Here is a 26,228-nt window from a genome sequence, read left to right as displayed (position 1 = left end):
GGGAACCTCCCTCCGACGATCCGGCCCTTTTTTTCCCAAGGATGAAGCGTGAGGATTGCGACGGTGTTTGGGGCGGTGAGGCGGCTCAAGCGGTATTCTTTCGCCTCGATTGGCCCGGATGTGTATAGTTAGGAAGCTTTCCTAATTATATCTTCCACGGGAGGTCGTCGAATGGCAACGCGCGCGCGGGTAGTGGGAACTGCGGTTTTGGCGGCGACGGGCATCGCGATGGGCACGCCGGTGTGGGCGGAGCCTGCCCATCACGATGCGGAGAGCGGTAGTGCCCAGACGATGAACTACTGGCACCTGGAGGGGCACTACGCGACCGAGAGCGAATGTCGGGCCAAGGGTGAGTCGTTGCTCTGGCCCGCCAACCCGGGTGGTGCTGACGGCTACGAATGCCGCGCCAAAGGCGACGGTTGGGATCTATGGCTGATGTTCCTGACGTGAGTCGTCCATTTCCACGCCCCCATGGCATCATCGTCTCGAGATGCCCATGCTGGAGGAGTTGGCATGGCCGTGGAGCGCAACCCCGAGCTCGCGCGCGAGATCGTGCAACGGGGGCACGAGGCGGCGGCACACGGGCACACGTGGACGCCCCAGTTTTCCATGACGCCGGCAGAAGAGCGCGCGGCGTACGAATCGAACATCCACGCCATTCAAAAGGCGACGGGCGTGCGCCCGGTGGGATTCAACGCATTCTGGTTGCGAGGCACCCCGAAGACGCTCGAAATCCTGCAAGATTTGGGCTTCCTCTACCACGTCGACGACGTGAGCCGCGACGAGCCGTTCATCGTGCCGGTGCGGGGAAAGCCCTTCGTGGTGGTGCCTTATACCCTGCGCAACAACGATATCGTCCGATTCGACGCGCCCGCGCTGACTTGGAGTGGATTCCTAGAGGAGCTCAAAGCCGAATTCGACGTCCTTTACGAAGAGTCGCAAAGGCGCCGGCGCTTGATGTCCATCAGCACCCACGATCGCATTGCCGGCACCCCCGCCCGCGTCAAAGCCCTGGGCGAATTCATCGACTATGCGCAAAAGCACAAGGGCGTCACGTTCATGCGAAAGGACGAGATTGCCCGCTTTGCCCTCGCGCAGTCCAACACGCCGCGGGAAATGTGATGCGACGCCCTCCGCGCGCACGCACGCGGAGGGACGTGACGATTCGCGTCCTTCGCAGGAGCGGCTAAAGCCCGATGGCCTGCGCGAGCTCGGCCGGCTTCAGGATGCGCAGGATGCCTTCGAGCAGGTAGTAATCCCCGTAGGGCACGGAAACCTCGATGCCGTCTTCGGAGGGACGATTGCGTGTGCACCGTGCGACGATGGCCTCCGCCCGGGTGGACTTGGTGGTCAAGCAAGTCTGCGAGATCGCCGTCAGGATGCGGATGGCCGCCGCGCGGTACGACGAGCGCTGCGAGGCATTGGCCAGGTCGAGCAAACCACACGCCATGACGGTACCGGCCGATGCATCCTTGATGTCGTTCGGCGCTTGCGGTGCCAGGTAGTCCCAAACCGGGACATTGTCCGGCGTCAACGCCGAGAGCGCGAAATCGGCCAGCCGGGTCGCGGTGGTCAGGAATTGCGCATTGCCGGTGCGGCGGTACATGGTCGTGAAACCGTAGATGCCCCAAGCTTGCCCGCGCGACCAACACGACGTCGGACTGTAGCCCTGCACGGTGTTCGGCCCGATGGGCGCGCCGGTGCTCGGATTGAAGTCGTAGACGTGCGGTATCGAGCCGTCCGGGCGGAGGAATACGCGTTGGGCCGTCTTCGCGTGCTCGGTGGCAATGTCCAAGTAGGTGGCATCCCCCGTCTGCTCGGTGGCAAAGGCCAGCAAGTCGAGGTTCATCATCGTATCGATGATGACGCGCCCCGCATTCCCCGGATCGGACAGGTTGCCCCAGGCGCGAATGAAATGCCCTTTGGAATTGTACCGCTGGATCAGCGACGAGGCGGCTTGAATGGCGCCGGCGCGCCATTTGTCTTCACCGGTGAGCCGCCACGCGGTGACCCAGGAGGGGTAGAAGAGGAACCCCAGATCGTGCGTGCCGGTGTCCGTGCGCCGCGGTGCGAGCTTGTCCGCCCAATCCTGCGCGAGGGTTTTGAATTGTGCCTCCCCGCTGTAAAGCCACGCGAGCCACAAGGTTCCGGGCCAAAAGCCGCCGACCCAGTCGCCGTTCTGCGTATAGGCCCACTTTTCGAACTTCGTGATCAATGGGAAGCCCGTCACCGCCGGCGCGACGACACGCAATTTGGAAATGGCGTAGTCGGCCGCCGCCTTCAACGTGCGCGCGTCGCCGCTCGCGAGCGTGGCCGCCGCCGCCGAAGTATTCTTTGCGAGTGTCCCTGCCGCGACGGCGGCACCGGCTGCACTGGTCAACAGAGCGCGTCTGCTCAGACTCATCGTCCCCTCCAAGCTCGGGAGAACTGCACTGCGAAGTAGCCCAGAGTTTTCTACACGCGGAGGTGAGCTCTGTCTACCGGTGTCATTAGATGGGACGACTCGAAGAACGCCTTCCGATTGGCCACTTGGTCCATGACCGATGACCGCGCCATTGCGCGGTGCGTTCTGACATCGAGGCGAGAACGCCGGCGCACATGCCCTCACGTCTCAGCCGGGCGCGATCCTCGAACAGTGTCATTGGGAGAGAGAGAAGGAGAGAAGCACCGCCAGGACGCCAAAAGAGAGTCGCCAGGATCGCCAGGTGAACCAACGATATACCCTCATTGGATTGTATGGGGAGATCAGGAGATTGTGTCGAGCCGCGCCACGCGGTTGAAACACCAAAAAAACTCCCGATCTCCCGATCTCCCTGTAAGAATTCTCCGGCCGTCATCGCGTACGCTCGACGCGACCCTTGGTGGCTCGTTTCGAGAATCGTGCCCGTCCATTTGGAACGCCGAGGCACCGCCATACACATCGTGGATAGGTCCCATAAGCGCCGCTCGGCTGTTCCGCCAACGGCGCCGCCCTCACATGAGCGGCATGAATACGAGGAAAATGGCGGTGAAGTTCGGCAGGGTGGCGCTGCTGCTGGCGATGGTGACGGCGTGTGCGGCGGTCGATGCGGATGCGGAACCGTCGAAGGGCAAGGTCAACTTGCAGGTGGTGCCCGGGGTTTATCGATTCGACGTTGGCGATTTTCGCATGACGGCGCTCTCGGATGGCACCGTGGCGCAGGACGTTTACAAGATTGCATCGAATACGTCGCCGGGCGAACTCGATGGGGCGCTGCACCGTGGATACGTGACGAATCCCGTCGAGGCGTCGATCAACGTCGTTCTGATCCAGGCCGGGCCGCGGCTCGTGCTCGTGGACACCGGGTCCGGCGAATTGTTCGGCCCTGGCAATGGAGGCAAGCTGGTTTCTGCCATGACGGCGACCGGGGTCCGTCCGCAGCAGATTACCGATATCTTGATTACCCACGTTCACACGGATCACAGTGGCGGCTTGATTGCGGACGGCAAAATTCAATTTCCCAATGCCACCGTGCACGTGGGGAAGCCGGACGTGGACTTTTTCTTGGACCCGGCCAATTCGGCCAAGTCGGGGTACGATATTCACTATTTCAACGAGGCCATCAAGACGTTGAAACCCTACGTCGACGCGGGCAAGGTGCGCACCTTCTCGGGTACGACGGAGGTGCTCCCGGGCATCACGGCGAGCCTCCATCCGGGGCATACGCCGGGCACGGCGTTTTTCGTGGCCGAAAGCCGCGGGGAGAAGATTACCTTCATCGGCGACATCGTTCACTTCAGCGCGGTCCAATTCCCCAATCCGAAGGTCACCGTCGTCTACGATCTCGATACGAAGGCGGCGGCCGCGGTCAGGACGCAGCAATTTTCGCTTTTTGCGCAGCAGCGCATGCTCGTTTCTGCACCGCATTTGCCGTTTCCGGGCGTCGGGCACGTTCGCGCGGAAGCGGGGGGCGGCTTCGGCTGGGTGCCCATCGACTACACCAATCGGCAAGCGAAATAGCGATCACTCGTGCGCGTGGGCGATGGCAAAGATCTGCTCGCGCAGCCACTTGTGCCCAGGATCGAGCTGGCTGCGCTCGTGCCAATAGGCTGCGAGCTCGACCCGTTCGAGCTCGATGGGCGGGGGCGCGACGTGGAGCACGTCGGAGAGCGGCTCGAGCAGGCTCCGTGGAAGGGTGCAGACGATATCGCTGTTCGCCACGATGATCGGCGCCAGGGCGTAACTTTGCACGGAGACGACGACGTTGCGCGTGCACCCCTTGAGGGCCAGGGCTTCGTCCACGAGGCCCGAAAAGCCGCCATCGATCGATACGAGGACGTGCTCCAACCTGCAAAATTCCTTGAGCGACAGCGGGCCCGTCCCCCGTGGATGATCGCGGCGCTGCGCCGTGACGAAGTCCACCTCGAACAGCGTCCGACCGACCAACGAGTCGCTCCCGACACCGTGGGTGGCGCCGAGGAAGACGTCGACCTTGCCCGATTCCAAATCGGACATGATTCGGTCGGGGCGCGGCTGAATGAACGCGAGCCGCACGCGCGGCGCCAGCGACCGCACGAGGGGCACCAGCGCTGGCGCCAAGACCGTGGCAGGATTCTCCCGCGCCGCGATGACGAAGGTGCGCTTGCTTTGTGCCGGCTCGAACGCGGGGGCCACGCTCATCAACGCGCGCAAGCGTTCCACCACGTCCGCGACCAATGGCTTCAACTCGAGGGCCCGTGACGTCGGGACGACCCCGCGCCCCGACGATCCGGCGACGAACAGCCGATCGTCGAACAGCGCCCTCAGCCTCCCCAACCTCGCCGACAGCGCCGGCTGCGTGATGCCGAGCTTGCGCGCGGCTTGCGTCACGTTCTGGCTGTCGAGCAACGCATTCAGTGCGAGCAGCAGGTCAATGTCTAGATCGTCGATCTTCTTCGAGGTCATTCGCGGCGCTTCGGATACTAGACCGAGGAGCGCGAACGGCGGGGATAGAAGCGGATCTCTCGAAGATCGCGCAGGGCTTTTTGCCACAACGTGCTTGCCGCATCGGCGACGCCGAGAACACCCAGCGAGACCAGCGCCCGCTTCTCGTAGAGTGAAAATCCCGCCTCGTCGAGCAGAGCCACCTCTTGATCCGTACGGCTACCGCATCTGGTTCTGTCAGACCGTCGGAGAGCCCGTTCCTCCTCCCGGGACCAAGATGATCTGAGTCACTATCGATCTCGTTCGAACGGCCAGAGATTTTACAGGAAGACGGGAAGACGGGAAGGGCGGCCGGCGCGCGCAGCGCGGAACGCTTTTTTGGAGGTTTCCAGTTAGGCGAGTGCGCCATTTGGAAACTCAAAAACCTTCCCGTCTTCCCGTCTTCCTGTGAAATTCTCCAGCCGTCGACCGGGAGTAGCGACCGTTCTACGGGGTGACGCTTTCTTGGAGCATCATGCGGTGGTCTTCGTGTCCGAGCCTGTGGCAGTGAAAGACGTAGGTTCCGGTGAATCCTTCGTTCTTGAAGATGATTCGCACGGTGCCGCGGCCGGGGACCTGGACGGTGTCCTTGAGCCCATTTTGGTGGGCGGGTGGTGGCTGGCCATTGATGTCCAGGACGTTGAACTCCACCAGGTGCTTGTGGAACGGGTGCATGGCGCCCGAGTTGTTGGTCAAGGTCCAAATCCGAACGGCGTTGCTCGGGGAGGTGATGTCGATACGGGCCGGGTCGTAGGTGAGGCCGTTGAGTTGCCAATTGCCGTTCGCGAAGGCGAGCGCAATATTGGCCGACCCCGTCGAATCCGCCTCCGCGTAACGCGCAATCGTGGCCAGGGTGTTCGGGACCGTGCTCGTGTCCGTTTCCGTTCGATTTACGGTGAACTGCATCAACGTCGAGATGGCCGGAGCCGTGGCATCCGTATTGAACAAAGACAAGGTGGTCCCCACGGGATGTGGCGCGAAATCGACGACGATATCGTAACGCTCCCCGGGAGCAATCGAGAGACTCGTGGTGCTGACCGGCGCTTGAAGCAGCCCGCCGTCGGAGGAAATGACTTGGAAGGTTTGCGGGGTGGTGCCGGCGCGGAGCTCCAGATTCCATAGCCGAACGTCCGAACCATTCAGCAAACGAAGACGGTATTTGCGGTTGGCCACGTTGTGGACGGCATTGGCCACGCCGTTGGCCACCGGCGTATTGCCGAGAAACCCGCCAGCTTGGCTGGTGTACGTGAGGGTGTTGTCCGCGTTGAATTGCTTGTCTTGCAGCAACAGGGGGATGTCATAGTCGCCCGAGGGGAGATTGAGCGCATCCTCGGCGGCATCATGGATGATGTAGAACCCGGCAAGGCCGTTGTAGACGTGCGCGCCGGTCAGGTCCATCGTGTGGTCGTGGTACCAAAACGTGCCCGCGGGTTGGTCGTTGGGATACGTGTAAACCTTCGACGAACCGGGCGTGATGTAATCCACCGGGTGACCATCGCTTTCGGCGGCGACCTTGTGCCCGTGGTTGTGGATCGTCACATTTTCGTTCCATGCATTGGTTTGCGTGACCGTCGTCGTTTCTCCACGTTCCACGACGAGGGTGGGACCCGGAAAGATGCCGTCGAAGCCGACGATGGGGGTTGGATTCCCCGCCTTCATTTGCGCGGTCCCCGACTTGATCGTGAGGTTGTAGGCCGCGAGCGTCGTCGCAGCGGCCGATGCATTGGCCGTCGCGGTTCGCGCCATGACCGGCGGGACCCGTAATGGGTTGGTGAACGTGCCCTCTTGCGTGACCGCGAGTTCGCTTCGACCCGCGGGTTCGTCGGATGGATCGGGCTGGGTGAGTTCGGAACTCGAGCCCGAACAGCCGGAGACGAAGCTCGCTCCAACCAAGCTCGCCCATATCGATATGCGTGCAAACGTGTGTAGATTCATAGGCAAATTCCTTTCTCGCGCATCTATTGAAGGCGATAAGCGGCTTGCAAAACGTCCTCGTACCGGGGCGGACTGCGCCAGCTCTCGCTGAAACCCCCCCACCGAAGGGCGCCACTTCGATCGAACAACAGCAAGCAGTGCATCGATGTACCGCACAGGGCCGTCACCTTCTGCTCGGGATCCGACAATAAGGAGAAGGGGAGCTCGGACGAGCGCTGGTGGCGAAGGAGTGCGTCGGGATCGTCCGCGCTGATGCCATACACGCGAACCTCGCTCGACGAGAAACGGGGGATCTGTTGCGCCAGTCGCGCGAGCTCCTTTCGGCAATAGGGACACCACACGCCGCGAAAAACGACGACGAGGAGTGGACCGTTGGTCTTGCCCAATTCGATGGGGGCGCCGCCTTGATCTTGCAAGGTCACCGCCGGTACGTGCGCGCCAAGGGCAAGTTCGGGTGGGACCGGTGGAAGCCTGCTCGACCGCGCGAGGACACTCAAAACGACAACATTCAGCACACAGGCGATCGCGCCGCCCGTGAGGAGCGCGGCCCATCGACCTTTGCCATCGAACCAGCGAACCGTCATGACGATGGCCGCCGTACCGAAAACGACGATCAGCTCGAATGGCCATGGACGATCGCGGAGCGACGGCGGGAGGAGCATCATGCGGTCGAGCGCCAAGAAGAGCGGCACGCCGAAAAGAAAAAGCGTGCCCATGGCGCCGGCGACGGGGGCGAATCGGATCATGGGGCAGAGGACTCCGTTACGCGTATAGATGGCCGCAACCGCGTGCCTTTGCGACGGCGGTTGGCGAGTTAACATTACGAAACAAAGCGGACATGAAATGACATCGCTGGAGGTTTCGTCGAAATGTGATATCCAACGACGAATATGAGCCCATTTCGACTTCCTTGGGTGGTGGGCTTGTCCGCCGCTGCGGTCGCGTTTGCTGGGATCGGTATTTGGAGAGAGAGCGCCACGCCGTCGTATTCGTATTATCGCGACATCGCACCGATCGTGAATCGTCGGTGTGTGCACTGCCATTCGACGGAAGGACTCGCGGCGCGGCCACGCCTCGATACCTATGAAGACGTGTCGAAGGCCGGCACCAAAGTAAAATACATGGTCCAGGCGCGCATGATGCCGCCGTGGATCGCGGAGAACAGCGGTATTTGCCGGACTTGGAACGACGCGGCGTGGCTCACCAACGAAGAACTCTCGACCCTGGTTCATTGGCAGGAGCAGGGGATGCCGCAGGGGGAGCGCGCCAAAGCATCGCCGCTCGAACCGAAACCGTTGCCAGATATCGGGCGTGCCGACGTGACCTTGGATACGGGGGGCGACTACGTGGCGGGACTCGGGGCCAGCGCCTACCGCTGTTTCGTGGTGGACCCAGGACTTTCGCGCGACCGCATGCTCACCGGCATTCGCGTCGTGTCCACCGATCCGCGCATGGTGGCGCAAGTGACGATTTTTTCTCCGGACTCCAACGAGGCCGAGGCACACGCCTCGCAGCTCGATGACGGCGACATGGGTCCTGGTTATTCATGCTACGGCTCGCCACGGGTCGAGCCGGCGCGACTCGTTGCGAGCTGGACGTGGGGATCGCCTTCATTACCATTTCCGGAAGGCACCGGACTGCGCCTCGATGCACAACGCAAGTTGGTGGTTCAAATCCACTACAACGTGCTCACCTCGGGACTGGGCGTGGCCACGCGGACGCGGGTCGATCTGAGACTGGATGACATCGAGCAGGTTCGGGCCGCGTCCTTCGAAGCCGTCGCCGCGGGTGACATCGCATTGGCTCCCGGAAAAGTCTATGTCGAGGCGGGGGGCGAGCGTGCAGTGGATCGTCCGACCACCGTTCTCGCGGTGGCCCCGCAGATGCACACTCTGGGTCGGACCATGGAGATCGACCATGTTCGCGCCGGGGCGCGCGATTGCGCGGCAAATTTCGATCATTGGAACTTCTATAGCCAGCGCCTGTTCATTTACGAGAAGCCGTTGCATCTCGAGCCAGGGGACCGGCTCGGAATTACATGCGTTTACAATACGGAATCTGCGGCGCACCCGGTCCATCGGGGTGAAAGCATTCGAGATGAAGAATGCAAAGCGAACCTTTACGTCGTAACTCCTTAACGATGGAGCCTCCGACGCATCACACGGGTGACGCCATTTCCGTCGTCTACATCGAGGACGACGTTCGCACCGCCCGCCTCATGGCCAAGTACTTCGAGTCGCACGGTCTATCCATCACCTTGGTGGCCGATGGCGCGGCAGGGATCGAGGCGGTCATGCAGGGCGAGCCGGACGTGGTGCTGCTCGATCTCATGATGCCCGGCGCCGATGGAATCGAAGTATGCCGGCAGCTGCGTGCGCGCACCAGCGTGCCCATCATCATGGTCAGCGCGCGAACCGAGGAAGCCGATCGCGTCATGGGTCTCGAGGGCGGCGCCGACGACTACCTGGTCAAACCGTTTTCCTCGCGTGAGCTCTTGGCGCGCATTCGAGCGCAGGTGCGCCGTGCGCGGGGGCGCGTGGGACCGCCCATTCAGCGGGTGCGCGTCGGAGGGCTCGTCCTCGATCCGCGCGCGATGAGCGCCACGCTCCACGGAGAGAGCCTCGCGCTCACCACGTACGAGTTCATGTTGCTGCGCGCGCTCGCCGAGCATGCAGGGCGCGTCATGACCCGCGAGCAGCTCGTGGACATCGTGCGCGGCAGCGCCGACGAGACGTTCGATCGCGCGATTGACGTGCACATCTCGCGCTTGCGTCAAAAGTTGAATGACGACCCGCGCCAGCCTCGAATGCTCAAGACCGTCCGCCGCATCGGCTACATGTTCGCGGCGGAGCAGGAGTGACGTGCGCGCACCGCGATTGCGACTCGTTCAACGCATTTACATCGTCGGTATTGCGCAGTTGGCTGCCGTGACCCTCGTAGCGGTGGTCCTCCTCGTCGTAGCGCAATCCGCGCGTCATGCCATGTTTCGCAGCCGTGCGATGGCCTTCGTCGCATCGACGCTCGAGGCCGAAGCTTGGGACCGCGCATCGCTGCAGGCCACGGTGGATCGCGTTGCCGACGAGTTGCACTGGTCCGTTGCGATTTACGACGCGAACGGTATGCGGATCGCGTCCTCGTCGCCGCAGACGTTGCCTTTTCCGCAGCCGTCGACCCTCGACCGCCGACGCCTCGACCTTCCCGGCGAGAAACCCATGCAGATGGTCGTCACGTTTCCCGATCCGCCGCCGCCACCCAGCGTTGCCGTGTTCGGAGTCTTCGTGTTGGCGATCGTCGGCATCTCGTCGTGGCTCACCGCGAGGTCGCTCGCCGTGCCGCTCGAGAGGCTCGGGGCCGCGGCGAAGATGGCGATTCAGGCCGAGCGCGAGCTGCTGGCGAATATTTCGCACGAGCTGCGAACCCCCCTCCAGCGAATTCGCATCGCGCTGGACCTTGCCGCAGAGGGCGATGCCGAGACCGCGCGCGAGTCTCTCCACGACATCACCGAGGACCTGGGCGATCTCGAAGTGCTCGTGGGCGACGTGCTCATCGCGACGCGTCTCGCGCTGCGGGAGGGCGCCGCCCCGACCGGCGCACTTCCGCCCATTTCTTTCGAACCGGTGGACCTGCACGGTCTTCTCGAGAGGTCCATGGCGCGGTTTCGGGCGGCCCACGCCGACCGCGGGCTCGAAGCGTCGATGGCAAATCCGCTCCCCGCGCTCCTCGCCGCCCCGCGCCTGTTGCGAAGGGTCGTCGACAATTTGCTGGAGAATGCGCACAAGTATACGGACGACCCGAATCGCCCCATTCATCTATCGTGCGCGAGCATTCCGAACGGCGTCGTGCTCGAAGTGCGCGATCACGGCATCGGCATCGCCGCGGCCGATCTCGAGCGCGTCTTCGAACCCTTTTTTCGCGCCGACCGCAGTCGCACCCGCGCAACCGGCGGCCTCGGCCTGGGCCTCGCCCTCGCACGCCGCATCGTCGAGGCACACGGCGGCACATTGTCCCTTACGAGCGAGTTGGGGCGCGGAACGACGGCGCGGGTGGAGCTTCCACTCCAGCCGGGGCAGGGGCATCCTAGCGCCTCATGACGAGTGGTCCGATCGGCGTATTCGACTCTGGAGTGGGCGGGCTATCGGTGGCTCGCGCCATCCGCCAACGATTGCCGCACGAGGACTTGCTCTACCTCGCCGATACGGCCTGCGTCCCGTATGGCGATCGGCCCGAGTCCTGGATTGAAGCTCGTTCCGCGGCCATCGCGGAACTCTTGGTGCATCGGCATGCCAAGGCGATCGTCGTCGCGTGCAATACCGCCACGGCCGCGGCCGTCCGGAGTTTGAGGGCACGCTTCGAGGTTCCAATCGTTGCGATCGAGCCGGCGGTGAAGGTGGCCGCGGAGACGACCCGAGCGGGGGTCGTTGCGGTGCTGGCGACGACACGCACGCTCTCGAGCGAGAACTTTCGCAGGTTGCAAGGGCTGTTCGGGGAAGGAATCGCGGTTTTCGCTCAGCCTTGTCCAGGATTGGCGGACAGGGTCGAGGCGGGGGATTTATCTGGACCAGCCACACGCGGGCTGCTCGAGAAATACGTGCGTCCCGCCATCGCGTGTGGTGCCGATACCATCGTTCTGGGCTGCACCCATTATTCTTTCCTGACCGGCCTCATCGCGGAGATCGCCGGCCCGCACGTGACGATCGTGGACCCCGCACCCGCCGTTGCGCGTCAACTCGAGCGAAGGTTGACCGAGACCCGCGTCATCCGCTCCGTCGTCCCGATTTCCCACCTTGACGAATGCGAACCAAAGGGGACCGATCGATTTCTCGCGACAGGTCCGATCGAGCACGCCCGCCGGATGATCACCGAACTTTGGCTGGCGGATGGTGCCTGTCGCCATGAGGTGGAGGTCGAATTCGTCGCTCCCGTGCGTCGGTAGCCCCCGTGGGGCTTCGCAACGCATAACCGAATATTTTCGTTGAAACTACGACTTGCGGGGGCGACCCCCGCGTACGCGGTTCTCGCGTAGGGTGTGTGGCCGACTCGCAAAGCCGAATTTGCTATCGGCGTAGGCTTCCATTCTTGGTTTGAGGCCGTGTTTACGAAATAGGCGGTAAAGATGGACACGGCTCAAACCGCTTGCGCGTGCAGCATCGGCAACCCGCGAGCCATGATCGCGTATCAGTCCCGCAAGGTAGTTGCGCTCGAACCGGGCCAGTGCCTCGTCCCGTGCGGCGAAATATTGCTGCGAGGCGGAGATTGGCCCGGTGTCCGTGTTCGAAGCGGCACTCTCGCGCAGGGCCGTCGTTTCGGCGTTCCCTTCTCGCACTGCGGCTGGTAGCTCGTCGAACTCGATCGATAGTCCGCGGCCGAGGACGGCGGCGTGTTCGATGGCATTGCGGAGTTCACGGATGTTGCCCGGCCACGTATACGACTGGATGGCCTCGATCGCTCGTGGCGAAAATCCAATGATCTGGCGGTCCGCTGCGCGAGCGGCCTCTCGCAGCAGTTGCTCGGCAAGGCTCGCGATCACGTCGCCACCGCGCTCACGCAGGGAAGGGACCCGGAGTTGGACCGTCGAGATGCGGAAATAGAGGTCCTTGCGAAAGGTAGCGTCCACCAACATGGCCTCGAGGTCCCGATTCGTGGCTACGAGAATACGGGCGCGCAACATGCGTGTCTGACGCGAGCCGATGCGCTCGAAGGCACGCTCCTCGAGGGCACGAAGAAGTTTTGCCTGACATCCGAGCGGAAGCTCGCCGATCTCATCGAGGAGCAGTGTGCCGTCTCCCGCAGCCTCGAAGGCCCCTTCTTGCGTGTTCACCGCACCGGTAAAGGCTCCGCGTTCGTGACCGAATAACTCATTTTCGATGAGCGATGCAGGGATGGCCGCACAATTGACGACGAGAAGCTTCGAGCGAGCGCGGGGGCTCGCTTCGTGAATGGCGCGTGCAAGATGAGTTTTTCCGGACCCGCTCTCACCATGAATCAGCACCGTGGTTTGGCTGGCCGCAAGCCGTTGGACCATTTCATCGAGTGTTCGCGATGCACCCCCTTCCAGTGTGATGACTTCGTTCAAGAATGAAGAACGAATAAAAGAATCCGAAACTGCATCCGATTCATGCATGGTCTGGTCTCGTGTCGAGTGCACGATTTACATAATTGTGAGCAATGGTTCGCAAATGGCGAGCCCTTTTTTCTCATCGAGCTGTTCGGAAATTGTCGCTACGTCGCGACGATGCGACCATCGATCGCGGCGGCCGCGCACGTCCTCACGACTACGTTGACGGAACGCATTTCGCGTCCACGCACGTGAGCCGCCCGTCGCAGGTGCCACCGAGGCAGCAGGGCTCGCCTGCGCGGCGCCCGCACGACGTCACGCACTTCGTCTCGTCGCTGCACTCGAGAAAATTGAAACACGTCCCGTTGCCGCAACAGGTGTCTCCGACCGCAGCGCAGCCACATCGGTTGTCCAGATTGCAGTCGTATCCGCTCTGGCACACAGCTCCTCGGCAACAGGCTTCACCGTGGTTGCCGCACGTTTCCGAGGAGCCGTCCGGGGTGGATCCATCCCTCGGAGGGACGTTCCCATCGGAGCCCGAATCCGGGACGGCGGAATCGGGAACTGCTGCATCCGGAGTGCCCTCGGACTTCGGGGTATCCGAACAGGCAAACCCCATCACGGGGGCGATGCACGCGAAGGCGATCGTGACGAATTCCAAGTAAGTATGGGCGCGGGCTCGACGAAGCGGCATGGAGAGACCTCCGAGAAGAACGTAAGCAATCGTGGAATCTTCTGCTTACGTCATCCCTACACGGATGTCTCTACTTGGAACTGCATGTCGTGCACAACGAACCAGCGTCGGACGGACATCCGCGCCGAGTCCACTCGATCGCGAGCTCAATGGCCTGTCGAGAAAGCGGCGGCTGTGTGAGTGGCATTCCTCGGAGCCGCCGCGCGGTGTTGCCGGTCTCTGGAAGCAGCCCGTGCCATTCACTGCGCCGAAGTTTCAATCGTGTGACGAGCGGACTCTCCGAACAGTTCGCTCCGGGCGAAAGGGCTCGTTTGAGTTCGGGACGCACCCACGGTCGCCGGCCGAGAACGGGAAACGCAATTGGGGTGACACCATTGGCCCCGAAGGTCGTCACGATACTTTTTGCGTCACTCGCACGGTCGTTGTGGCAGTGACGACAGCCTGCTGAGAACACTTGCCCCTGCACGGCGCGATAAAGCGCGATGTCCTCGAGGGGCGCGAACGACACCGGCGTCTCTTCGGGGGGATCGCCTCGTAGATCGGAGCGATCTTCGCTCACGTACCTGTACAGTGCATCGATATCATCCGCCGAGAGATGCCCGAATGGCGGCATCGAAAGCGTATTCGTGAGCTTGGGGGCGAGTCGATCGCCTTCCGGCAGCCATCGCATGGCATGGACCCGCGGCGGTGCCGTTGGACCGGCGGTGCCGTCACGCACGCGCGCCTCGAAGAAGCTGCGCGACAACAGCGGTATGCCGATGCGAAGAAGCGGCGCCTCGGACGTCTCTCCATGGCAATTTCGACACCCTGCGGACGCGAAGAGCTCCCGACCCCGTTCGACGGCCTTCGGATCCGGCCGCACGTCGGCGCACGGCTCGAGATCCTTGCCAAGAGCTGCGAGAAGAGCAGCGCTCCGAGCTGGCGTGAGAGGGTACATCGACTCGGAGGCCCCGAGCTTCCGAGGAACCGGGCTCGCAAGAAAGGCACGCACGCCACACTCGGTGAGGCGGCGTATGCGGGGGCCATTTCCGACCGGGCCGGAGAAGAACACGGTGGTGAGGTCTGGAACCGTTACGTAGGAATGGCGAGCCCGAACATGCTTGAGCGTGTCCGGGGCGGCCGCTAGCCATGCCGGCGGGCCTTCGCGCCGCGTTGCGGCCAGCTTGTTGTTGATATGGCATGTTCCGCATCCCACGGGATCGGCGCCATGCTCGTCGAATACGGAATAGTGCGCCGCGAGATAATAGGGCCGTTGGCGCGACGGCAAATGACACTGCACGCACTCGAGCTTTTGAAACACGGCCTCCTTGCGCGCGGCTTCCGCAGCCGCCTCCGCGGCGAAAGGTGACGTTGCCGTGACTTCTCGTGCGGGGAGGCTGCTCTCTCCCATGGGCGGAGCTTGCGGCAAACCGACATCCGCCGCGATGGGCTGGGTCTCGGGCGCGACGACATGTTCCTGGCCCGCGTTCGCGCTGGATTCCGTTCGATGCATGCTGGCAACGACGACCGTTGCCGCGCACGCGAAGGCCGCGATGCCCATCGCCAGCCTCGCGGCCACGCTCCGCGGCCCCTTTTGGCTGCCGCTCGGTTCTCGAGATGTCACGACTACCTTCGAGCGAGGACGAAGTCGCGCGCGGCGAGTTCCTTCTTCACGGTGGTGAGCATGTCCTGCCATTCTGCGTCGCTCGATCCGAGCTCTCGGCTATGGATGACGAGTTTCGTGTCCGGCTCCCAACGCTTTCTCGTGTTCGGTTGCCAAAGACAAGGAAACGTCGAGAGATCCGTCGCGGTAATATCCATGTCGTTGTCCGGGAGCCGGCAGGACCTGGCGTCCTCCACGAGCATTTCGAGCTGCCCGCCGCTGCCGTTGTCGTCCCACGAGATGGAAACCTCTCGCGGCCGGCGTTGTTTGAGCTCCTCCTCGGCGCGCGACGTAAACGCAGGATCGGTTTTCTCTTTTTCTTTGACCAAGGCGGCCTTCAACAGTCCCACCTTGAGATGTGCCGTTTGTTCGTCCCCATCGTCGACTCGGATCTTCTGCCCATTGGGCATATCGATGTACACGGGTTTCGTGAATCGCTCGAGTGCGGCCTGTCGGAGTACCAGGGCCTCTTCGCCCCGCGTCGGGGGAGATAACTCTTGCGCGAGCTGCTGCACGTAGGCCTGGCGTGTCGGCTCCGTGGGGATGGGGGCCTCGGACGACGGCGACGCAGCGGCCCCGCCGCCGGTCGGGACCGCCGTAGAGTTTCGTGCCCGAGTGACTCCGTACAGGGCGACGAGCGCGATGGCGACACCCGTGCACACGATCGCAATGTTGTTTCGACTCTTGGTTGCGTGCATCATCATTTCCTCACAGCCCGAATAGCGTTTCTTGGAGAATGCGCTTCTGAAGTTCCGCGGAAAGTGCCGTCACGATCTTTTGCTTGACGTCCTCTCGCTGAATGAGCTTCTGAAACAAGTCCCGGTAAAACGGTGACGTCGTGCCATTCACGGTCACCTTCGAGAACACGAGGCTCGGTAGCTCGAGCTGCATCGTTGCGAAATCGAGCTTCGCCTCGAGTGCCGCCTCGTAATCGACGACGACGCGATAGCCGAGCTCCACCACGAGCACGTCGATGGAACCGCGACAATTGACCGGTGCTGTCGGACGCACGGTGGCCACGCCGTTTTCGATGCTCAGTCGGTAGGTATCGTTCAGCAGGCGAGCGGTCATGAGGCTCTCGCGCAAGTTCACGCGAATACCGGCGCCGAGCGAATAGGGGCCATCCAGCACGCCGGGCGCGCGCATCTGCGTCCGGCGAAGAATATCCAAGAGCCAACGCGTCGGATCGGGGGCCGGCGGATTGACGACTTCGTTGATGACGCGCTCGGGGAGCTGCACCGTGAGAGGGGCGGCCGTGAGCCCGGTGCCCTCGGGAGAAACGTAGGCGTACGAGATGGACCCCTGCAGGGTTACACCGCCGTGCGTGAGCTGGCGAAGTACATCGAGCTGCTCGCGCGTAAAGCGCAATCGGTAGTAGATGGCGACAGGAGTCGCCATGGTGTCATCCGGCGTCAAGGTCGCTTCGACGTCGCCGAGAACCGTCGGAATCCACAGCGTGACATGCTGAATGGTCGATGGCAGCGGGAAGAAGAGCGCGTTGGGATTCGAGTTTTTGATCGTCGCCACCAGCCCCGCATTGCGCGAATAGTCGGGCTGCAGCGTCATGCGAAGGTCGAACGTCGTCCCAGGCTGGCCCACCGGGCTGGAGTCGGTGAGCCACGCCGACGGCGTCGTCCCCGTACCCTGGAGTGTCCACGCCGATGGGGCCAGAAAATACAGTCCCGGCTCGTTGGTGTCGAACCCCGCGAAGGAGCCGTCCGCGTTGTAGAGCCGATTTTTGGGAACGATCGTGCTTGCCTGCGACGTAGAGCCAATGAAGACGAACGAGCAAAGAAACAGGAGTGATACGAGAAAGCGAATGGTCGAATGACGGCCAGCGATCATAAGAGGCCTCGTTGAGACATTGTTCGGTTCAACGCAGGTCGGCCGCCATGGGCGAATGCCCCTGGCGGCGATGCGAAGGTGTGGCGAACGATCTACGGTTTCATACATCTCTGACGGAAGTCGCGAATCTCTCGTGTCGTCGCATCGGAAAGTGCGATTCCATGATCAATTCCCCATTGAAATGCGTCGCCATCCACCGCCGGCCCACCTGAACTAGGGCAATCGAAATGACGAATCGGAGGGTCGATCGGCGGTGCCGAGGCACCGTCGCTTCCACACGCGCTGACGACGACGAGCAGGAGCGCTGCGTAGAGAGTCACGGCACGGCTAGAGGACATACGTCTTCACGGTTCCGGCCCCCCCGTTGAAGCCGCCGGCCGGCTCCTGGGAGACGAGGACGTAGCCGCCCGTTCCGCCGCTGAACAATGCTGAAAATGCCTGGACGCGGAACGCTGTCTTGTCGCTGGGGGGCAGAGCGGCATAGCTGACCCAGGGCGCCGAGGCGCGTACGGCAATGCCGAGCGATAGGAGAGCGTCGTCTTTCTCGAGGCGCTCACCGGGGATGCTCCGGCGCGCGAGCAGATCCTGATAGAGGGGCTTCCACGGGATGCTCTGCCCTTGTGCAGCGAGGACGACCTTGACGTCCTTGTCAATGAGCGTACCAGCCGTTGCTTGCTGCTTCAGGCTGGCCACGACCGCGGAAGGGTCAGCTAGTGGAATTCGAAACACGAAGTCACAGATAGGAACGGTGTCTGCGGCGCTGATGTCGCGATCCTTGGCGAAGGAATATTGTTCGACGGATCGAACCGGGGATGACACATGCAGAACGCATTCGGAGGCGGGCCGTACGATGAACGGTCGCAACGTCTTTCCCCGCCAATCGGGGTAAAGGGACGGAAGGTCGCGATTCGTGACGGTCTTGAAACGAACTGCGGCCGTCCAATGGTCGTCATCCGGGTCGGGGGAAAACGGCGTGACGGTCGTCTCCGTTCTCGGAATGAAATAGACGATGTTGGCGTGAGCCGCGTCCTTGAGCTCGAAGAATACGGCTTCGTTGGTCTCGACCACTGCCCGTGCCGTTCCATCGGGTGCGTCGGCGGCGGCCGCCGGGCCCTGCGCGAGAATGCTCGCTGCGACGACGGCCAACCCATTCAATACTCGCAAAAGATGTTTCATGTCGTCCACCTTGCAATCGAAAGGAAAGTCCATGGGTCGAAGTGGCGGCGAACCCGGTCTCTCGTGTTCGCCGCCACTTTTCACTCAGCACACGTCAGCCCGGGGGTTGGCTCTGAAGGCGCTTGTCGAGGAGCGTGTCGAAGCCCAAGGAACCATTCCAGAACGTTCCGCAATCACCGCCGGTTTCGCGGCTGACGAAACCTTGGTCGTCGACGCGGATGCAGCCGATGGCCGCAGGGATCACGCTCTGTCCCGTGGTCACGTTTGCGGTGCTCGAGAAGTTGAGCGTAGCGTGCTTGCCCTGATACTTGGTGACCGTCTGCTTGTCGAGCTTGTAGCCGTTGCGGGGCGGATTCGTGTCGATGTTCGGCACGTCCGGCTTGTCGATGGGCATGAGCATCTCTTCCTGGAACTTCTGGCGGAACGCATCGACGGACTGAGCGAACTGCGATACGACTTCCGTATTGTTCGGGTCGATGGTGATGCTGTTGACCACGCGACCGATGCTATCCGTGTAGGTTACGTTGACGGCGCAGTCGGCCGGTGCCTTGCCCGGGCAAAGGGCTTCCTGCTGGAAGAACTCTTTGACCTGCTCATCGTAGCAATTGGAGCGGTGACGGGCCTCGTACTTGCGATAATCGGTGAACAGCTTGTCGTAGTTGACGACCATGGATGCCTTGTAGGCATTACCGGCCTTCCAGTATTCGGTGACGAGACGAACGTTGAGCGCCGCGCCCCCTTTGAGCATGAACTTGGTGATGACCGAGCCCTTGGTGGTGAGGTATAGCGTGACGTCGACGAACTCGCCGAGGGAGGGGCCTGCGCCGCGCTGGTACTCTACGTTCGTGTAGAACTTGTTTTCACAATCGTGAACCTCCGAACCGTCGGGATCCCTCGTGACGGTGCAGATCGGTTTCCCCGAGGTGGGATCGATTCCCGGCGTGACCGGCACGACCTTGGACCCCTTGTAGGGGATAGGGCGGGGGGTCTTCCCTGCGCGCTGAATGGCCCCGAAAAGCTCTTGTTTCTCGAGTCCAAAGACACCGTGTTCCAGTTGGGCATTGAGGATGCCGGAACCATCCGACGCGATGGCGAAGCCGAGCATGGGCATGCCATTGCTCAGGGCGACCCGCCCGTTCTTCGGGGCATAGTAGACGATGTTGGGATCTTCGTTGTCGTACGCGAGAATGTAGTCGTGCTGCGCTCCCGCGGGGAGGGGAATGTTGACGCCCACCTTCGCCGGATCGAGGATATACGCGTGCGCTTGTCCCGCAGACGTTGCCATCGCGCCGGCAATTCCCAGAACTGCCAACGATCGAGTGAAATTCATGCGATTTCTCCGCAAATAAAGTGCCCGCAGTGCGCAGGCAGCAATTCGTCAAGCGCCTGCAGAATGCAGGCGTTGCCACGTGGTGTTGCAGGTCTTCATCGTCGAGAGCGGCGTTCATCGAGTCGATGATGCCGCTCCCTTCGAGACCGCCCGCACTGCACGGCGTGTGCCGGTGAAGAAATCGGGACTAAAATCTCCTCACACGCTTCGGGTATCTCTTCTGAAGATACAAATGGATCTCTCGCACGGATACCGCGTATCTCCATCGGAGATTTGCGCGGGCGCAAGTGGTCATTCAGACACGGGATGCCGAGCGTGACGTGATGGCTTGTTTCGAGAATGGGGTGTGGTCTCGCTGTTTCGTATTGCGTGTCGAATTCGCGAAACGGGACACCGAGCCGGGTCGACACAGTGCTATTGCCGTTTGCGAATTGCGCTCGCGAATTTTGTTGCGCCCTTCAACGGGTGGAGATGCCGACGGAGAAGGCAAGGTCGAGAGCGTCGTCTGGGGCAAGGTCCGCCCTCACCGTGCTCGAGCGTTGCACCCGAGCGGGCGCGGGGTCAGAAACTTTACCCTGAAGGAGGAGCGGGCCTATCGTGCGGGCCATGCGCCTTCTCGTTGTGTCGTGTGCCTTCCTCTTCAGCGCGGTCGTTGCATCTTCTGCCCAAGCGGAGACCTTGGCCTCGGGCCAGGGGCGCCCCGTCGTTGCAGCATCGTCGACGCGCGGACACCGTGCGAAAAAGGCCAAGCGACCCGTGAAGCATGCGGAGAGCGCCCCGGCGGCCGCCGCCAAAACGACGGCAGCTCCTGCCCCCTTTCAGCCGCCCGCTGCGTCGATGAGCCGCCCCGTCGAGGAGACCCCGACGCCGCCAACTCCTGCCGCGGCACCGAGCCCTCCGAAAGCGACGTTGCCGCGGCTACCGGCGGCGCACGGCAAGCGCGTCCGAAAGAGCAAGGCCACGCGTCCGGCGCGCGGGACCAGCAAGAGCATCTGATCGGCATCTCGCCATCTGCGCCCTCGCCAGGTGCCCGATGCCACCTTCGAAGGCGCAGGGGACGTGAGTCGTCTCAGAAGTAATAGAGCTGCATGGCGAACGTGTACTGATTCGTCGAGTTCTTGGCGCCGTCTCCCGAGGTCGGGGCGTTTGGAAACGTCGAGTGATTGAACGCGAGCGTGAAGTTGCAGTAATTTTCGTACAGGTGGTATTTTAGGCCACCGCCATACCAGATTCGATTGGCCACCTGCGTGTCGTCCCGCCCGAAGAACTGCCCCTCGAACTTGCCGAAGACGGACAAGCTCGACGCTTTGTTGAAGTAGGCTGCTTCGATGAGGAGATCGTTCTGGCCGTTGAGCGTGCGCGCCGTTTCCTGGCCGTCGTAATACGTGTAGTTGACGAAGGAGGCAATCTCGTCGCCGCCGGCCTTGGCATCTCCGTTGAGCGGAATGGCCGTGAAGGCAGCGCCGGAGACCGCGTAATACGGATCGAGCCCCGAACCCTTCTGGAGATCGAACCCGGAGCTGATCCCCAAGACCTTCTTTCGGCCGTAATACGTGCCATGGAAGACGTATCCCTTTTCGGGATCGAGGAAATTGTATTGCAAGTAGCCGGAGAACCTAGGCGAGTTCTGCGCCCCCACCTCCACCTGCGGCGTGCCATGCGGGGCTTCGCGGATGCCCGAGAAGACACCGAGACGGTACTCGAAGTGATCGCCGAAGAGCTGCCCTTTGGCCTGAAATCCGACGTCGCGTAGCACGGATGTCTGCAGGGCGCCGAGCGTGACGGCGGTGGTGTTGCCGGTGTCGAGGCTAAGGTACGTGGTCGTGGCCATGACGTGGTTGCGGCTGACGGGGACGATCATGAGGCCCCCTTCGAGCATGAACGCGTCGTGGAACTTCACCTCACCCCACGCATCGAGAATCTGGGGCGGGCTGAAGTTCTTGTTGTTGCCCTGCGTGGTGCCGGTAGCCATGCCCAAGGCCGAACTTTCCAGAAGAACGTACAGCGTCATGTTCTTCATTAAGTTCGCACCCGCGAGGATGCGGCCCCGCCGCAGGATGAAGTTGTTCTGATGATCGCCGGTGCCGCCATCGGGCTCCCGATTGGGATCCTGCGACGAGTCGGCCCAGATCTGGGCTTGCACACCCAATCGAAGCGCCACGTTTTCGCTGAGCCGCAGCTCCCGATTCGGCCCCACGATGGGATAGTGCACCGGCTCCGGCTCGGGGGGCGTCGGCGGTGCCGCTGCGGGGGGCGACGGCGCGGGCGCGGGCGGCACGGGGGCGGGCGCCGACGTTAGCGGCGTCGCCCCCGATATGGGCGCTGGCGCGGGCTGCTGCGTCGCCGGATCGGTTGTTGGAGGTGGCTCGGGCGCCGGCGGCGGCGTGGGTGCCGGTGCCGGCTCCGGCGTGGTTGCCTGGGCCTCCGCGCGGGCGGAAGCCAGAATGAGTCCCAATGCAATGAGTGAAGCAGACCATCGTCGGCACCGCATGCGGTCGCTCATGTTCGATCTCCCCGTGTCTGCTGAACTTTGGCGAAGGGCGCGATTCTGAACCGCAACATGCGATTTCGCAAGCCGCTGCTCCGCGAGCTAGTCGTAAATCATTGCGTCATTCAGATTGCCATCTTTTTGCGATTCACCGCGTCAATGTGGCTTTACACCTCAAGCTAAAGCCCTGCGCGATGGCCAAACGTCCCGACGAAGGTCGATCCACGGTGAAGCCGTGACCGCGCACGTTCCTATGCGGCTCTCACGGGATCATGGGGCGCTTCCGTCGGTTGCGTCGCGAGCGCTGGAGTCGTTCCTGCAGCGAGCGTCCGTCTTCGTGAATCGCGCCGAGACGCTCGGCTTCGTGTCCACCTGGCTTCCAATCGTATACGTCCCCGTCTTGAGTGTACGAGGCCGGCCAGCCGGCACGTCGGGGAGCAGATCGAGATGGAGCGACGTGAAGGAGCAGTCCTATTTGACGGCAAACCAATTGGCGGTTATCCAAAATTTCCGAAACCAGGCATCCCCGTGGTCGTGCTCCTGGTCCGCCCCCCCGCCGCTACGTCATCACCGATTGGCAAGATTTGGCCAATGCCATCGTCGTTACCTACCGCGGCGGAGCGTACGGACATTCGCACCCGAATCCATGCTGGGCAAACGGTGCCAAGCACGTACGGGAATCTACTGTTCCCATATGGCGCGGGCCTCCAGCGGTGGTGAAGCGTGGGAAGATGAACTTGGCGTGAGGCGTAACAGAAGGGGCCATGCGGCTTCGCCCCCTACTTGCGCTCTCCGTGATCGGGAGCTTCACGCTGGCAGCGGTCTCGGTGACCGTTCTCGACAAAGTCCACCACGACGAATCCGACGCCAGCGTGGCAGATCTTTCTGACGCTGCTGCGGATGCCGCCCGCTCTGCGCCAGCGATGGGGCACCTCGAGGCGGAGGCCGGGCCCCCCGATCCGTGCGCGCTCTTCCATGCCTCGAACGAAGCCTTGATCGCTTCGTTCGAGGCAGGCGATGCGGGCGATGGCTGCGCGTTCCAGCGACCCCGTGTAGGTTGTGTCACGACGACGAACGGCGTGACGTGGGGCTACCGCATCGTCCGCGCCCAGGCATACCCGGGAGCCGCAGAGCGGTGCTACACGGCGTACGATTTCGACCTCGTACGTCGAGACGATGCGGGAACGCAAGTGGTTCCCTCCGGCCACATGTCGCTGAGCTTCGATCCATACTCGTTGGATGTGAATATCGGCCTCGACGCGGCGGCCGACTACGATAACGACGGCGAAGTCGAACTCCTTCGAACGACGTGGACCGAAGGCAGCGCAGACGAAGAGATCCCCATGCAGGAGCGCACCCTATTGACCTTCAAAGCGGGGGACCTCGCGCCGTACGAACCCGCCAGCGGAATCACGATCGAACAGCTCGAGGACGTCGACCAAGATGGGCGTCCGGATCTCATCTCGCGAGGCCCTTATGCACACGTGGTCGAAGATATCGACAATTTTCATCACGAAAGAGCGGTCGCCCCGTCGATATTTGCTTATCTTGCCCGCCTCGATGGCACATTCGTGCTCGGAGACGCTGCATCCATCGCCTTCACGCGCCGGTACTGCGATGCGCAGCCGGCGGTGACGTCACTGACGGTCGAGGATACGACGGGCCGTCCTGACCTTGACCATTCGAGTTTGGCTACGGCCATGACCTGCACCGTGCTCCGAGGTGGTAAGGGCGCTGCTAGGATCGTCCAAGCTTGGAATGCCGTCTGCCGCAACCGAAAGGAGGACGACGATCCGTCGGGCCGACGCGACTGGGAGTGCCAAGATTGGCCGAAAGAGCTGGCGACCATCCGACCGCCGTTCGTCCTTGAGTGAGGCGCAAGCTCGTGCAGAGCTTCACTTCGCGTTGATGCGATAGAGCGGCGGCTGCGATCCCTCGCCCACCGTGTAATAGGCGGAGCCGTCGGCCGCATAGGTGATGGCCTCACCTTGATCTTCGGAGGGCGCCGTCAAGGTGACGGGCGACTTGGAGAACGCCTGCTCGAACGACTCGCCCGCGCCGGCGCGGAATTCGTAGACGCGCGAATACGTGCGGAGCAGAAAGCGCGGCGCGCAAGGATGGATATCTGCGCCGGTGGCGGTGCCGCTTTGGCCGGACGGGAGATTCAGTTCGGCAATTTTGATGAGCGTTACTTTGGTATTGGCGGTGAGCGGCTCGGGGAATTTGTAAACGCGGCTCTTGCCCGTCTTCGTTTTGCTGATGATGTAGACGGAGCCCGTGCTGGGGTGAACCATCAAAGATTCGGCGTTGCGCGGTCCATCGGGGTAGGCGAACGGAAACTTCTCGGCCGCGAGCGAGCCGGAAGTCTGGCCGCCGGCAATATCGGGTTCGCGTACGCGGTAAAGGGCGACGTTGGTTCGTGCCTCGTCGTTGTCCCCAATATCGCCCAGGTACAGGCAGCTCCCCTGCGGGCAGGGGCCCACGGCGGTATCTTCCCAATCGACGGCGGTGGCGCCGCTCACGGAGAACGTTCCAATCAAGCCGGCCTGGCCATTCAGCGCGAAGAATCGGGCGGAGTCTCCCGAGTCGTTGTGCACGTACAGCACACCGGGATTGCGCTTGCTGGCCGCGAGCCCCGAGGCCTCGTCGATGGCACTGCTCTCCACGGTGCCCGCTTCGACGGCGGTGCCGTAGGCGTCGGCCACGCGGCAGGCTGCGAGGGAGCTCGCGTTGGAGTCCAAGGACTCGGCGTTGCCGCCGAAACATCCCGTGTAAAGGATGGTGAGCAACGACGGAATGGGCAGCGTGCGTGCGATCATCGAGGGCTCCGTTCGAGAGCCGCGAGTTTGCACCGCCATTTCTTCGAATCGGTGACGCGATGGTAACTTCTAGGTCAGCTGCGCACGCAACGCAGGACGTAGCGTCCCTGGCCGGCGTCCCGAGGCCTGCACACGAGCCCCGCGCTCGCGCACTCGGCATCGGTGCTGCACGCATCCGAGCAGTATTTCGTGCCTTCGGGAGAGTCCTGGATGCACCGATTGCCGACGCACTGGGTCGCTACGTCACACGCCTCGCCGAGCTGCCTGGTTCCCTTCGGGCTCACCGACTCCGTGCAGACCGTGATGATGTCGGCATGACTGCGTGCCTTCGTGTTGTCGCAATAGGTCGTGCAATCGTTGGAGTTACGGCAGGCCGTTCGGCATTTGTCGGTCCCGTCCTCGCAGGCACCTTGAGCGCACTTTCCGGCCAAGATCACTTCGCAGGAGTCTCCGACTTTGGCCTGCCCCTCGGGGGCGCCGCATCCGAGTACGTATTTCGTCGACGTTCCAACACCCTGAAGGGCGATGGCCCGGCAGACGGTGTCGTTGGTGCAATGCGAGGCGTGGCAGCACGTGTCGGCGCACTTGTTGGTCGCGTCGCAAACGCCGGAGCGGCAATCGGCTTGCACCGTGCAGGATTCCCCTCCGGCACGCGCGCCCAGCGCGGGGCGCTGCAAGACGCCTTTGCCGACGCAATAGTTTCCGCCCGTGCCGGCGCCGTAGCAGACGAAGTCCGCGGGGCAGTCGGTCGACTTGCAGCACGGTTTGGTGCAGACGCCGTCGGCCTTCACCACGTCGCTGGTGAGAACGGGCGAGTAGCCGCAAAAGGTTCCAGCCACGCACTCCACGTCGGCCTTGCATCCCTCGCCTAGTTGCTTTTCCGCCGGCTTCACGCATTGCCGTGTTCCGAAGTCGCAGACCTCCGTTCCCTGGCAGCTGCCCGCCGTGCAGGCCGTCGCGCCGTCGATGCACTGATTCGTTTTCGGTGCGCACACCTGCCCGGGCGCGCACGTCGTGTCGCCGCATTGGACGACGGCGGCATCCAAGGCAAGCGTGCCGTTCGGTACGCACGTCGTTCCGAGGCAATATTGGCCGGCGGGGCAAACGCCCGCGTCGAAGTGCGAATCGCAGCGAAACGAGGGGACCGCATCGCCCACGATTCCTTGGCAGCCACCCGCCGCCAGAAGGGTCACCAAGGGGAGCGCGATCGCGAGGGACAGGATGCGGCGGTACACGGCTTGCTCAGATGTAGCACGGCGCAGCTGCGCGCGGGGCCGTTTCACCGTCCGCGGTCAAGACCGGGCAGCGCCCGTAAGTTGCCGT

Annotated in this window: 23 protein-coding genes; 9 read left to right on the top strand and 14 right to left on the bottom strand. The window is 62.7% G+C overall.

The annotated features are described in order from the left end of the window. Window positions 1–192: 192 nt before the first annotated feature. Together LVJ94_33435 and LVJ94_33430 are read left to right on the top strand one after the other, a co-directional pair. Window positions 193–450: a hypothetical protein gene (locus LVJ94_33435; GenBank protein ID WXB01808.1), complete on the top strand. Its 258-nt coding sequence runs from the start codon at window positions 193–195 to the stop codon at window positions 448–450. A 63-nt stretch (window positions 451–513) separates the two neighbouring features. Next, window positions 514–1,122 (top strand): polysaccharide deacetylase family protein, encoded by a 609-nt coding sequence (locus LVJ94_33430; GenBank protein ID WXB01807.1) that lies wholly within the window; start codon window positions 514–516, stop codon window positions 1,120–1,122. A gap of 64 nt (window positions 1,123–1,186) precedes the next feature. Here LVJ94_33430 and LVJ94_33425 read toward each other — a convergent pair whose 3' ends face one another. After that, window positions 1,187–2,404, bottom strand: a complete 1,218-nt coding sequence (locus LVJ94_33425) for a glycoside hydrolase family 88 protein (protein WXB01806.1) — start codon at window positions 2,402–2,404, stop codon at window positions 1,187–1,189. Window positions 2,405–2,986: 582 nt separating this feature from the next. Here LVJ94_33425 and LVJ94_33420 point away from each other — a divergent pair. Next, the gene (locus tag LVJ94_33420; protein ID WXB01805.1) at window positions 2,987–3,979 is read left to right on the top strand and encodes an MBL fold metallo-hydrolase; all 993 of its coding nucleotides are present in this window, start codon (window positions 2,987–2,989) and stop codon (window positions 3,977–3,979) included. Between the two features lie 3 nt (window positions 3,980–3,982). Here the strand turns inward: LVJ94_33420 and LVJ94_33415 are convergent, their stop codons facing one another. From LVJ94_33415 to LVJ94_33400, 4 genes are all read right to left on the bottom strand, one after another. Next, entirely contained in the window at window positions 3,983–4,903 is a 921-nt protein-coding gene (locus LVJ94_33415; GenBank protein ID WXB01804.1) for a LysR family transcriptional regulator, read from the bottom strand. A gap of 17 nt (window positions 4,904–4,920) precedes the next feature. Beyond that, window positions 4,921–5,085, bottom strand: a complete 165-nt coding sequence (locus LVJ94_33410) for a hypothetical protein (GenBank protein WXB01803.1) — start codon at window positions 5,083–5,085, stop codon at window positions 4,921–4,923. A gap of 283 nt (window positions 5,086–5,368) precedes the next feature. Further along, a complete protein-coding gene (locus tag LVJ94_33405) occupies window positions 5,369–6,856 on the bottom strand; it encodes a multicopper oxidase domain-containing protein (protein ID WXB01802.1) in 1,488 nt (495 codons plus the stop codon). A gap of 23 nt (window positions 6,857–6,879) precedes the next feature. Next, entirely contained in the window at window positions 6,880–7,602 is a 723-nt protein-coding gene (locus LVJ94_33400; GenBank protein ID WXB01801.1) for a peroxiredoxin family protein, read from the bottom strand. A gap of 144 nt (window positions 7,603–7,746) precedes the next feature. Here LVJ94_33400 and LVJ94_33395 point away from each other — a divergent pair, with 144 nt between their 5' ends. From LVJ94_33395 to murI, 4 genes are read left to right on the top strand one after another with little or no spacing between them, the layout of a single operon-like run. Then, window positions 7,747–8,994 carry a hypothetical protein gene (locus LVJ94_33395; protein WXB01800.1) on the top strand — a complete coding sequence of 416 codons (1,248 nt, stop codon included), beginning with the start codon at window positions 7,747–7,749 and terminating at the stop codon, window positions 8,992–8,994. 2 nt (window positions 8,995–8,996) lie between these two features. Next, complete coding sequence (locus tag LVJ94_33390; protein ID WXB01799.1) at window positions 8,997–9,716, top strand: response regulator transcription factor; 720 nt, start codon at window positions 8,997–8,999, stop codon at window positions 9,714–9,716. 1 nt (window position 9,717) lies between these two features. Then, window positions 9,718–10,947, top strand: coding sequence for a HAMP domain-containing histidine kinase (locus LVJ94_33385; GenBank protein WXB01798.1), 1,230 nt, complete (start codon window positions 9,718–9,720; stop codon window positions 10,945–10,947). Continuing rightward, window positions 10,944–11,789 (top strand): glutamate racemase, encoded by an 846-nt coding sequence (gene murI, locus LVJ94_33380; GenBank protein ID WXB01797.1) that lies wholly within the window; start codon window positions 10,944–10,946, stop codon window positions 11,787–11,789. Before LVJ94_33385 ends, murI begins: the two co-directional genes overlap by 4 nt. 45 nt (window positions 11,790–11,834) lie before the next feature. Here murI and LVJ94_33375 read toward each other — a convergent pair whose 3' ends face one another. From LVJ94_33375 to LVJ94_33350, 6 genes are all read right to left on the bottom strand, one after another. Continuing rightward, window positions 11,835–12,878, bottom strand: coding sequence for a sigma-54 dependent transcriptional regulator (locus LVJ94_33375; protein WXB01796.1), 1,044 nt, complete (start codon window positions 12,876–12,878; stop codon window positions 11,835–11,837). Window positions 12,879–13,675: 797 nt separating this feature from the next. Beyond that, a complete protein-coding gene (locus LVJ94_33370; protein WXB01795.1) occupies window positions 13,676–15,208 on the bottom strand; it encodes a cytochrome c in 1,533 nt (510 codons plus the stop codon). Between the two features lie 2 nt (window positions 15,209–15,210). Continuing rightward, window positions 15,211–15,951, bottom strand: coding sequence for a hypothetical protein (locus tag LVJ94_33365; protein ID WXB01794.1), 741 nt, complete (start codon window positions 15,949–15,951; stop codon window positions 15,211–15,213). 4 nt (window positions 15,952–15,955) lie between these two features. Next, window positions 15,956–17,092 (bottom strand): hypothetical protein, encoded by a 1,137-nt coding sequence (locus LVJ94_33360; GenBank protein ID WXB01793.1) that lies wholly within the window; start codon window positions 17,090–17,092, stop codon window positions 15,956–15,958. A gap of 327 nt (window positions 17,093–17,419) precedes the next feature. Continuing rightward, a complete protein-coding gene (locus LVJ94_33355; protein WXB01792.1) occupies window positions 17,420–18,268 on the bottom strand; it encodes a hypothetical protein in 849 nt (282 codons plus the stop codon). Between the two features lie 94 nt (window positions 18,269–18,362). Then, window positions 18,363–19,553, bottom strand: coding sequence for a hypothetical protein (locus LVJ94_33350; protein WXB01791.1), 1,191 nt, complete (start codon window positions 19,551–19,553; stop codon window positions 18,363–18,365). A 651-nt stretch (window positions 19,554–20,204) separates the two neighbouring features. Between LVJ94_33350 and LVJ94_33345 the strand changes: the two genes are divergently transcribed. After that, entirely contained in the window at window positions 20,205–20,594 is a 390-nt protein-coding gene (locus LVJ94_33345) for a hypothetical protein (protein WXB01790.1), read from the top strand. Between the two features lie 73 nt (window positions 20,595–20,667). Here the strand turns inward: LVJ94_33345 and LVJ94_33340 are convergent, their stop codons facing one another. After that, window positions 20,668–22,101 (bottom strand): hypothetical protein, encoded by a 1,434-nt coding sequence (locus LVJ94_33340; protein ID WXB01789.1) that lies wholly within the window; start codon window positions 22,099–22,101, stop codon window positions 20,668–20,670. Window positions 22,102–22,850: 749 nt separating this feature from the next. Between LVJ94_33340 and LVJ94_33335 the strand changes: the two genes are divergently transcribed. Continuing rightward, a complete protein-coding gene (locus LVJ94_33335) occupies window positions 22,851–23,960 on the top strand; it encodes a hypothetical protein (protein WXB01788.1) in 1,110 nt (369 codons plus the stop codon). A gap of 21 nt (window positions 23,961–23,981) precedes the next feature. Here LVJ94_33335 and LVJ94_33330 read toward each other — a convergent pair whose 3' ends face one another. Continuing rightward, window positions 23,982–24,905 carry a hypothetical protein gene (locus LVJ94_33330; GenBank protein ID WXB01787.1) on the bottom strand — a complete coding sequence of 308 codons (924 nt, stop codon included), beginning with the start codon at window positions 24,903–24,905 and terminating at the stop codon, window positions 23,982–23,984. A gap of 74 nt (window positions 24,906–24,979) precedes the next feature. After that, a complete protein-coding gene (locus LVJ94_33325; GenBank protein WXB01786.1) occupies window positions 24,980–26,140 on the bottom strand; it encodes a hypothetical protein in 1,161 nt (386 codons plus the stop codon). Between the last annotated feature and the right edge of the window lie 88 nt (window positions 26,141–26,228).

The sequence above is a fragment of the Sorangiineae bacterium MSr11367 genome (genome assembly GCA_037157805.1).
Classification (GTDB): Bacteria; Myxococcota_A; Polyangia; order Polyangiales; family Polyangiaceae; genus Pendulispora; species Pendulispora rubella.
This window is presented reverse-complemented; position numbering and strand designations above follow the sequence as displayed.

Coding starts and splice junctions, on each gene's coding strand:
- LVJ94_33430 (WXB01807.1), top strand. CDS start 514: ATGGCCGTGGAGCGCAACCCCGAGCTCGCGCGCGAGATCGTGCAACGG.
- LVJ94_33425 (WXB01806.1), bottom strand. CDS start 2,404: ATGAGTCTGAGCAGACGCGCTCTGTTGACCAGTGCAGCCGGTGCCGCC.
- LVJ94_33420 (WXB01805.1), top strand. CDS start 2,987: ATGAATACGAGGAAAATGGCGGTGAAGTTCGGCAGGGTGGCGCTGCTG.
- LVJ94_33415 (WXB01804.1), bottom strand. CDS start 4,903: ATGACCTCGAAGAAGATCGACGATCTAGACATTGACCTGCTGCTCGCA.
- LVJ94_33405 (WXB01802.1), bottom strand. CDS start 6,856: ATGAATCTACACACGTTTGCACGCATATCGATATGGGCGAGCTTGGTT.
- LVJ94_33400 (WXB01801.1), bottom strand. CDS start 7,602: ATGATCCGATTCGCCCCCGTCGCCGGCGCCATGGGCACGCTTTTTCTT.
- LVJ94_33395 (WXB01800.1), top strand. CDS start 7,747: ATGAGCCCATTTCGACTTCCTTGGGTGGTGGGCTTGTCCGCCGCTGCG.
- LVJ94_33390 (WXB01799.1), top strand. CDS start 8,997: ATGGAGCCTCCGACGCATCACACGGGTGACGCCATTTCCGTCGTCTAC.
- murI (WXB01797.1), top strand. CDS start 10,944: ATGACGAGTGGTCCGATCGGCGTATTCGACTCTGGAGTGGGCGGGCTA.
- LVJ94_33375 (WXB01796.1), bottom strand. CDS start 12,878: ATGGTCCAACGGCTTGCGGCCAGCCAAACCACGGTGCTGATTCATGGT.
- LVJ94_33365 (WXB01794.1), bottom strand. CDS start 15,951: ATGATGATGCACGCAACCAAGAGTCGAAACAACATTGCGATCGTGTGC.
- LVJ94_33360 (WXB01793.1), bottom strand. CDS start 17,092: ATGATCGCTGGCCGTCATTCGACCATTCGCTTTCTCGTATCACTCCTG.
- LVJ94_33355 (WXB01792.1), bottom strand. CDS start 18,268: ATGAAACATCTTTTGCGAGTATTGAATGGGTTGGCCGTCGTCGCAGCG.
- LVJ94_33350 (WXB01791.1), bottom strand. CDS start 19,553: ATGGCAACGTCTGCGGGACAAGCGCACGCGTATATCCTCGATCCGGCG.
- LVJ94_33345 (WXB01790.1), top strand. CDS start 20,205: ATGCGCCTTCTCGTTGTGTCGTGTGCCTTCCTCTTCAGCGCGGTCGTT.
- LVJ94_33340 (WXB01789.1), bottom strand. CDS start 22,101: ATGAGCGACCGCATGCGGTGCCGACGATGGTCTGCTTCACTCATTGCA.
- LVJ94_33335 (WXB01788.1), top strand. CDS start 22,851: ATGCGGCTTCGCCCCCTACTTGCGCTCTCCGTGATCGGGAGCTTCACG.
- LVJ94_33330 (WXB01787.1), bottom strand. CDS start 24,905: ATGATCGCACGCACGCTGCCCATTCCGTCGTTGCTCACCATCCTTTAC.